This is a genomic window from Pantoea stewartii subsp. stewartii, from assembly GCF_008801695.1.
GTDB classification, from domain to species: Bacteria; Pseudomonadota; Gammaproteobacteria; order Enterobacterales; family Enterobacteriaceae; genus Pantoea; species Pantoea stewartii.
On the sequence record NZ_VZPF01000126.1, the window covers coordinates 1 to 8,149 of the forward strand.

At 54.0% G+C, this 8,149-nt stretch carries 11 protein-coding genes and 2 pseudogenes; 12 read left to right on the forward strand and 1 reads right to left on the reverse strand.

Annotation, left to right across the window (positions count from 1 at the left end; all coding sequences use genetic code 11):
* The 12 genes and pseudogenes from F7Q90_RS23795 to F7Q90_RS23850 all read left to right on the forward strand — a co-directional run.
* Positions 1-149: pseudogene (locus tag F7Q90_RS23795) on the forward strand (IS630 family transposase); the annotation flags it as partial.
* 21 nt (positions 150-170) lie between these two features.
* Positions 171-530: pseudogene (locus F7Q90_RS23800) on the forward strand (hypothetical protein); the annotation flags it as partial.
* Complete coding sequence (locus F7Q90_RS23805) at positions 517-906, forward strand: hypothetical protein (RefSeq protein ID WP_006118375.1); 390 nt, start codon at positions 517-519, stop codon at positions 904-906. The pseudogene F7Q90_RS23800 and the gene F7Q90_RS23805, both read left to right, overlap by 14 nt.
* Positions 896-1,459 (forward strand): phage neck terminator protein, encoded by a 564-nt coding sequence (locus F7Q90_RS23810; RefSeq protein WP_420919766.1) that lies wholly within the window; start codon positions 896-898, stop codon positions 1,457-1,459. The genes F7Q90_RS23805 and F7Q90_RS23810 overlap by 11 nt, the downstream gene beginning before the upstream one ends.
* 3 nt (positions 1,460-1,462) lie before the next feature.
* Positions 1,463-2,941: a DUF3383 domain-containing protein gene (locus tag F7Q90_RS23815; protein ID WP_006118373.1), complete on the forward strand. Its 1,479-nt coding sequence runs from the start codon at positions 1,463-1,465 to the stop codon at positions 2,939-2,941.
* A 9-nt stretch (positions 2,942-2,950) separates the two neighbouring features.
* Positions 2,951-3,391 carry a DUF3277 family protein gene (locus F7Q90_RS23820; RefSeq protein WP_006118372.1) on the forward strand — a complete coding sequence of 147 codons (441 nt, stop codon included), beginning with the start codon at positions 2,951-2,953 and terminating at the stop codon, positions 3,389-3,391.
* 3 nt (positions 3,392-3,394) lie between these two features.
* Positions 3,395-3,802, forward strand: a complete 408-nt coding sequence (locus F7Q90_RS23825) for a phage tail assembly chaperone (RefSeq protein WP_006118371.1) — start codon at positions 3,395-3,397, stop codon at positions 3,800-3,802.
* 35 nt (positions 3,803-3,837) lie between these two features.
* Positions 3,838-3,990 carry a DUF6889 family protein gene (locus F7Q90_RS23830; protein ID WP_006118369.1) on the forward strand — a complete coding sequence of 51 codons (153 nt, stop codon included), beginning with the start codon at positions 3,838-3,840 and terminating at the stop codon, positions 3,988-3,990.
* Positions 3,983-5,998: a transglycosylase SLT domain-containing protein gene (locus tag F7Q90_RS23835; protein ID WP_006118368.1), complete on the forward strand. Its 2,016-nt coding sequence runs from the start codon at positions 3,983-3,985 to the stop codon at positions 5,996-5,998. The genes F7Q90_RS23830 and F7Q90_RS23835 overlap by 8 nt, the downstream gene beginning before the upstream one ends.
* On the forward strand, positions 5,998-6,576 hold the full coding sequence (locus tag F7Q90_RS23840; RefSeq protein ID WP_006118367.1) for a phage baseplate protein: 579 nt from the start codon (positions 5,998-6,000) through the stop codon (positions 6,574-6,576). Before F7Q90_RS23835 ends, F7Q90_RS23840 begins: the two co-directional genes overlap by 1 nt.
* Positions 6,566-6,865: a phage baseplate plug family protein gene (locus F7Q90_RS23845; RefSeq protein WP_044241633.1), complete on the forward strand. Its 300-nt coding sequence runs from the start codon at positions 6,566-6,568 to the stop codon at positions 6,863-6,865. Before F7Q90_RS23840 ends, F7Q90_RS23845 begins: the two co-directional genes overlap by 11 nt.
* Positions 6,866-6,898: 33 nt before the next feature.
* Complete coding sequence (locus F7Q90_RS23850; protein ID WP_006118365.1) at positions 6,899-7,879, forward strand: phage protein; 981 nt, start codon at positions 6,899-6,901, stop codon at positions 7,877-7,879.
* 135 nt (positions 7,880-8,014) lie between these two features.
* On the opposite strand, the gene F7Q90_RS23860 is transcribed toward F7Q90_RS23850, so the two are convergent.
* On the reverse strand, positions 8,015-8,149 hold a 135-nt coding region (locus tag F7Q90_RS23860), incomplete at its 5' end, for a transposase domain-containing protein (RefSeq protein WP_151161057.1).

Genomic DNA, 8,149 nt, shown 5'->3' on the forward strand with positions numbered 1-8,149 from the left:
ATGTCGAACGGTTGTGGCAGGCGCTTCATGAGACAATAACCCGAAATCACCAGTGCAGTTCAATGTGGCAACTGTTGAAAAAGGTCCATCACTTTATGAATACCGTCAGCCCATTCCCCGGGGGAAAACATGGGCTGGCTAAAGTGTAGCGGTATTAGGATCAGTTATTTAGGCCACATCTCCAACCCGGTGTTAAATCGGTACAGGACAAAACGCTGCCCATGCTTAAACAGGCAGCGCTTTTTACACTTGAGGGCAATATCTCTGGCGCAGACAGACTGCTTAATCAGGCCGGGGCAACAGCAGCGGATGGCGTAAGGCGTTTTATTACCGCCTCAGATTTTGCTCCGCTGGCGGATAGCACGGTAGCAGCCCGCGCACGAAGGGGGCGGAAAGGTGCCAGAGCGGAACTTGACAGCCGCGCGGCGGGTAACGCACCTGATAATGCCAACGCCAGACCACTTATCGATACCGGGCAGTATCGCCGCTCTATCACGTACATTGTGAGGGATAAAAATGCCAAATCTTGACGTAACAGACGTGCTGTTTGATCCCGACTTCTGTGATACCAGCCTGCTGGTTACGCGGCGGTTTCAACAGACGGATGCGGACGGCATCACGACCAGCGTGGAAGAAAAATCCAGTTTTTCTGGTGTGGTGACGGTTGATCGCTCACTGGAAAACCGCCGAATGCAGGCAGGGCAGGCTATTGGCGGGGCGATACTGGTGGTGACGACTGAACGCCTGAGTAACGGCGAAACGGGGCGTGACGCTGATATTGTCACGTATCAGAACCGTGATTACCGGGTGTCCTTTGTCGATCCTTATACCGCGTATGGTGCGGGTTTTGTTCAGGCGCACTGTGAATTGCTGCCATTTGATGGAGGAATACCGGTTGAGCAATAACACAAGCCAGGAACGTGGCTGGCTGACACCCGTCAGGGAATCACCCGTTTATGGTGAAGAACTGGACAGGCTTCTCAGCCGATGGCTACGCGGTGTTTCCGGTCTGCCTGAGTCTGTGGTTCGTCCCCGCTGGCAACCTGAACAGCCCGCACTATTACCGCCAGAGACTAACTGGTGCGCTTTTGGTGTGGTGGATATGCCGGGCGATGATAATCCGGCATTTGTTAACCAGACCGAAGATAATACTGAACTCTGGCGGCATGAGACCATTGAATGCCTGGCTTCCTTTTACGGCCCCGCAGGACAGCAGTACGCGACCCGTTTTCGTGACGGGATCGCTGTCAGTCAGAACAACGCGGAACTGAACACTCAGGGGCTGTCGCTCGCGGGCTACAGCCACATTATTCCTTTTCCCGAACTCATCAACAATCAGTGGGTACGCCGGTACGATTTTACCGTGCGCCTGCGCCGTAAGGTTGTGCGCGAATACAACGTTAAATCGCTGGTTGCTGAATCACCGACCGATATACCGGTCACCTTTTCCGGAGAATAAATTATGTCACAGGGCTTACCTGTATCGAGAGTGGTTAACGTCACTGTCGATATGTCGCCGCGTGCGGCAAGCGCACGGAATTTTGGTGTGCTACTAATAATGGGGGCATCGTCTGTCATTGATCCCCTGGAGCGCCTGCGGGCGTATTCGTCTGTTGAAGAAGTGGCTACCGATTTTGGCACTGACGCGCCGGAATATCAGGCGGCGGCACTTTATTATCAACAATCCCCCCGTCCGGTTGATCTCTTTATCGGGCGCTGGGTCAGTGAAGCCTCTGCGGGAATGCTGCGCGGCGCGATACTGACCTCAGAACAGGCGAAAATCAGTAACTTCACCGGTGTTACCGATGGCGCAATGAAAATTACCGTCAACGGGAAAGCGGTAAATGTTACCGGCGTCGATTTATCGAAAGAGACTAACCTGAACGGCGTTGCCCAGCGTATTGCGGAAAAAATCACCACCGCTACCGTCCTGTGGGATGCAAACAACAGCCGGTTCACGGTGGTTTCCTCTACAGCAGGTAAGAACAGCACGGTGGGCTACGCTACCGCGCCGGACAGCGGTACCGATCTGACTGCGCTGACAATGCTGTCACAGGCGGCGGGGGCGTCACCTGTTGCGGGCATGGACGGGGAAACAGCGGTGCAGGCGGTAGCGACACTGGCCGATTTCTCCAGTGCCTGGTATGGCCTTATAGTTGCTGCTGACCTGTCGGCAGATGATACCACCGCCATTGCTGCCTTTATCGGTGCCAGCAGCACATCGCGTATTTTCGGTTTAACCACACAGGATACGGCGGCTATTGACGCCACCAGAACGGACGATATTGCCTCTGTACTGAAAAAAGGCAATTACGGTCGTGTTTTCACACAATACTCCACCTCTTCCCCCTGGGCCGCTGCTTCGGCATTTGGCCGCGCCTTTACGGTGAATTTTGGCGGTAACAATACCACTATCACGCTGAAATTTAAGCAGGAGCCGGGTATTACAGCGGAACTGCTGCGAACGTCTCAGGCGGATGCGCTGGCGGCAAAAAACGGTAACGTTTTTGTTCGTTATGACAACGAAACCGCTATTTTGCAGGAAGGTGTGATGGCAAATGGCGATTTTTTTGATGAGCGCCACGGCCTCGACTGGCTGCAAAACTATGTTCAGAACAATCTCTATAACCTGCTTTACACCAGTACAACCAAGGTACCGCAAACCGATCCGGGGGGAACGCGGCTGCTGGCCAGTGTAGAGCAGTCGATGGAACAGGCGGTGAATAACGGTCTGATTGCCCCCGGCGTCTGGAATGGCGGTGCGATAGGGCAACTGTCTCCGGGGGATACGCTGACCAAAGGGTACTACGCCTGGATCCAGCCAATGTCAGAACAGGCGCAGGCAGATCGTGAGAAACGCAAAGCGCCGCCGATTCAGGTCGCCTGCAAACTCGCCGGTGCCGTGCATTTTGCTGATGTACTGATCACAGTCGTTCGCTAAGGGGAAAAAATGGCAACTTACAGTTTTATGGATGTGTCGGCCTCAATGACGGGGCCGACCGGTGTAATTGACCTCGGTTATGGTTCGGCAAACTCCGATGAGGGGATCGTGGTCGCCATGACAGAGGCGAAGAACACCATGACTATTGGCGCAGACGGTGAAGGTATGCACAGCCTGCACGCCGGGAAATCGGGCACTGTCACGATTAACCTGCTGAAAACTTCACCCGTTAACAAAAAGCTGATGATCGCCTACAACGCACAAAGTCAGTCGTCAGCGCTATGGGGCAACAATGTGTTTGTGATCCGCAACCATGCGTCAGGTGATATCGCCACGGCTCGCGGCGGTGCGTTTCAGAAAATACCCGACTGGCAGAATGCCAAAGACGGCAACACTGTGGCCTGGGTGTTTGACTGCATCAAAATCGATGAACTGCTGGGAGAATTTTAAACGATGGATATTGAACTGAACGGTAATACCTACCGCGCCGGGAAACTCAGCGTGTTTGATCAACTGAAAGTGGCAAGAAAACTGTTGCCGGTATTATCCGGCATGGTGGGTGAATTGCAGAAGCTGCGCAGTGGTGAAGCCGCCATTGAAACGTTGTTGCCTGCCATTGCTGATGCGGTGGCGGGAATGAGTGACAGCGATTGTGATGCCATCCTCCACCCGTGTCTTTCCGTGGTTTCCCGCCAGAACGGTAATAAATGGATGCCGGTTTTTCGCCAGGGTGAACTGATGTTTGACGATATCGACCTGATTAGCATGCTGAACATCGTCGTGCAGGTTATCGGGGATTCGCTGGGAAATTTTTTTCACGCACCCCAAGACGCCGTGACAGCGCCCCCACCGCAGGTTTAGTTCTCGACAGTCTTCCTGATGGCGAGAACTACCTGATGGATCCGGTTGATGCCGGTTACATTCCCTATACCGCACTGAAAGATGGCTCGGTCGATCTCGCTGATATCGCCCGTATGAATGACTGGCTGGGCCTGAAACACGACAACGAAGCGCGAATAGCGCGATGGAGAGAGGCAAACAGTGGGTAACGTAGATACCATCCGCGATTTCCTTGTCAGTCTCGGTTTTCAGGTTGATGAATCGGGGATGCGGAAATTTCAGAGTGTCCTTACCGGTGTTACGGCCAATGTGCTGAAAATGGGCGCAACGGTGGAGGGTGCAGCGCTGTCGGTGGTGGGATTTACCACCAAAATAGCGGCGGGGCTGGATAAACTCTACTGGTCGTCACAGCGCACCGGATCGACGGTCGCAGGAATGAAAGCGCTGACGTTTGCCGCCGCGCAGACCGGCAGCAGTGCAGAGGCGGCGCAGGGGGCGCTGGAAAGTCTGGCGCGTTTTGTTCGCAACAGTCCGGGGGCAGAAGGGTTCCTGAACCGACTTGGCGTGCAGACGCGCGATGTCAGCGGAAAAATGCGCGATATGTCTGCCATCTTTACCGGGGTGGGGCAGAAACTGAGCCAGATGCCGTATTACCGGGCTAACCAGTACGCGCAGATGCTGGGTATCGATGAAAATACGCTGATGGCGATGCGCAGGGGGCTGAATGGCTTCACGGCGGATTATCAGTCCATGTTAAATCGTACCGGCTTTAATGCAGAAAAAGCGGCGGCGCAGTCTAATAAGTTCATGACTTCCATGAAGGGGCTGACGGCGCTAATGGGTATTCTGCGCGATAAAGTTGGCGCAAACCTTGCCGGAGGGCTGGCCGGAACGCTGGATAATCTGCGAAAAAAAATCCTTGAAAATTTCCCCAAAATAGAAGACGTACTGACCCGGATTATCCGGGGAATGATCCGCGCCGGTGAGATGGTCAGTCGGGTTATCTGGCGGCTGATACAGGCAGTGGGCGAAATCTTCGACTGGTGGAACAGCCTGGATACGCAGAGCAAAAAGGTGATCACGACTTTTGGTGCATTTACTGCTGCAATCTGGGCGCTGAACCGGGCCTTTTTCTCATCGCCAATTGGCATCATTACCGGCCTTGTGGCGGCGTTGCTTTTATTGTGGGATGACTATCAGACGTGGAAGGAAGGGGGGAAATCCTTTATCGACTGGTCGAAGTGGGGGCCAGAAATTGAGCAGGCGAAAAAGGCTTTTGAATGGATCAGGGATAAGGTCACCGGGCTGGTTAAAGACGTGGGAGGCTGGCAAAACACGCTGGAAATTCTAGCCACATTTATCGCTGGTGCCTGGGTGTCAAAAGTGCTGGGAGCCTTTGGCAAAATTGCCGGGATTCCGATGCCGCCCTGGCTGAAAGGATGGACGGCTTATGCTGCCTATCTCTACAGTGACCGCGAAAACATCAAAGACAGCGCACAATCATCCTGGAATTACACCAAAGGTAATATTGGCGATGCGCTGCGCTGGATGGGAATTAACACCGATTTTGGTCGCAATCCCAATACGGTTCATGGTACGCCTGAAGCCGCTCTGGACATTCCTGGCAACGAGCCAGCGCAGCATGCTCAGTCGGTTCGCAGGCCCCACCCTTCCCGCTCAGGCGCGGCGTTGTTGGGCTGGTTGCAACCGACACTCGGCAAACTTGAACAACTTTACCGGTTGCCAGAAGGGCTTCTCCGGAGCGTGGCTATCACTGAATCCGGAGGCAATCAGTTTGCTGTTTCCGGTGCCGGTGCTAAGGGGCTGTTTCAGTTTATGGATGGCACTGCGCGGGATATGGGCCTGAAAGGCAATGATGTGTTCGATCCTGCTAAATCCGCGCAGGCGGCAGCGCGTTATCTGTCCCAGCTTCTGAAAGCCAACGGCGGCAATCTGGAAAAAGCGCTGGCGTCCTACAACTGGGGGCTGGGTAACGTGCGTAAGCACGGTATGGCGCTGATGCCACAGGAAACCCGTAATTATATCCCCAGAGTGCTGAGTAATATGCCTGGGGCGAGCGGCAGTGGTATCCAGCAGGAAACGACAATTAATGTTTATGGAGCGACTGATCCGGTGGCAACCGGCATGGATATTGCCGGGCGGCAAACCAGCGTGAACGCCCGACTTATCGGGCAGACGAAACAGAGGGCTTACTGATGGATATTCTGTCAACGCTGTTTTCGCAGCAATCGCGGAAAATTGACCTGCTGGTGCCTGACGTCATTATCTCGGAGAAGCATCAGGACACGCTGGAAATCACTGAACACCCTGTTGAAATTGGCGCGGAAATCGCCGATCACGCCTATAAACGTCCGGCTGAACTGACTATGGAAGTCGGTTTTTCAGGGGGTGGATCGCTTCTTGATTTCTGGGATACGTCAAATGTTGGCCTCAGCATGGGCCTAAGCCCGGAGGAAACGTATCAGAAGATACTCGATCTCCAGTCCAGCCGTCAGCCATTTGACGTTATCACGGGCAAACGGCAGTACAGCAATATGCTGATACGTGCGATTGAGGTGACGACTGACAAGGCCAGTGAAAATGTGCTGATGGCGGTGCTGACGTTACGTGAATTAAACATGAATCAGACGGAAACGGTGACCGTCAGCAGCCAGCAAAATATGAAGGAGGGGGCAACCACGACCGGTGTGAGCAATACCGGCGTTAAAAACGCCAGACCGGTTGAGAATGTCAGTCTGTTACAGCGACTATCGGGGTGGTTCAATGCAGCTTAGAGAAATACCGCTCAGTGCGACCTGCCAGCAATTCACTATCAGCCTGTCAGGCCGGGTATGGCAGATGCGACTTATCTGGCGTGATGCGGCAGGCTGGGTGCTTGATATGCTTAATGCGTCCGGTGATCCGGTCATAACAGGAATACCGCTGATCCCCGGTACAGATTTACTGGCGCAATATGGCTGGCTTAATCCGGGGGGCAGGCTGGTTGTCGTGACGGAAGATGAACAGCCACCCGGCGAAACCTCGCCCGGCCAGACGGCAAAATTTTACTGGCTTACTGATTAACCTGCTACGGCAGGTTTTTTTACGGACAAAATCATGTCACAGAACTGGATAAGAAAATGTTCGCTTATTGTTGCCGATGAAAAAGGCGAAGGGCTGGAGCTTTCTTCCTTTTGCTGTACGTTCAGTATTTCGTGGCCGGATACGCGCTGGCCACGTACAGCGGTATTTAAAGTCTGGAACCTGAAACCTGAGACGGCGAACCGGATCCAGGCCGGAGAGTTTGCCAGCGTGCAACTGATGGCGGGGTACCAGGATAACTACGGGCTGATTTTCACCGGAAAAATTCGCTACTCCATCACCGGCAGGGATAATCCGACTGATACCTTTGTGATTATTCAGGCGGTGGATTCGCATGATGCGTACGATTACGCGACCATGAATACCACACTCAGCGCCGGGCACACGCAGGCCGAACAGCACCATGCTCTGCTGGAAGGGCTGGCCCCTTACGGTATCGTGAAAGGCGCAGCACCCGATTTTGACGCCACGCGCTTCCCGCGAGGGAAAACGTATTTCGGCATGACCCGTGATGCCGCCGACAATCTGGCGGGGCAGTGCAGGGCTTCATGGCAATATATCAACGGTCAACTGGTGATGGTGCCGGAAGATAACTATGTCCAGGAGGCCATTGTGCTTAACAGCACTACGGGTCTTATCGGTATGCCGCAGCAAACCATCATGGCGGGCGTCAACGTTCGTTGCCTTATCAACCCTAATATTCAGGTTAACGGCCTGATACGGCTGGATCAGTCTCTGATTTACCGCACCATGCTTCCGGACAGCGATATTGCCGCAGCACCAGGACGGATTGATACCGTAACGGACGGCGCGTTGCAACAAACTAACGGCAGCATTTCACAACCGGCCAGCCTTTCTACTGACGGGGACTATATCGTGAAAAATATCAGTTATTCAGGGGATACTCGCGGAAAGCCGTGGTATATGGATTTGGTCTGCATCGCTAAAGGCTCTGCTGACCTGATGAACGCATCAACGCTGAACAGGACAAGCTAATGGCGATATCCGTATCTGAAAGAGCGGGCGGTGAACAGGAACTGCTCGATACCCTGCGTCATGCTCTGTCGTCACAACTCCGGGTGGCCATGCCTGGCATTATCCGTAAGCGTCGCATTCAGACCGTATTGACGTTCAGGCAGAGGGAAGCTCGACCTTCCATGGCAGCAGATCGCGGACCCGGTTCACCGGCCAGTCCTGTATATGACCGATGACGTAACGCAACCACGTCTCGGGGTCAACGCCGTTAAGCCGGCAGGTGACGATCAG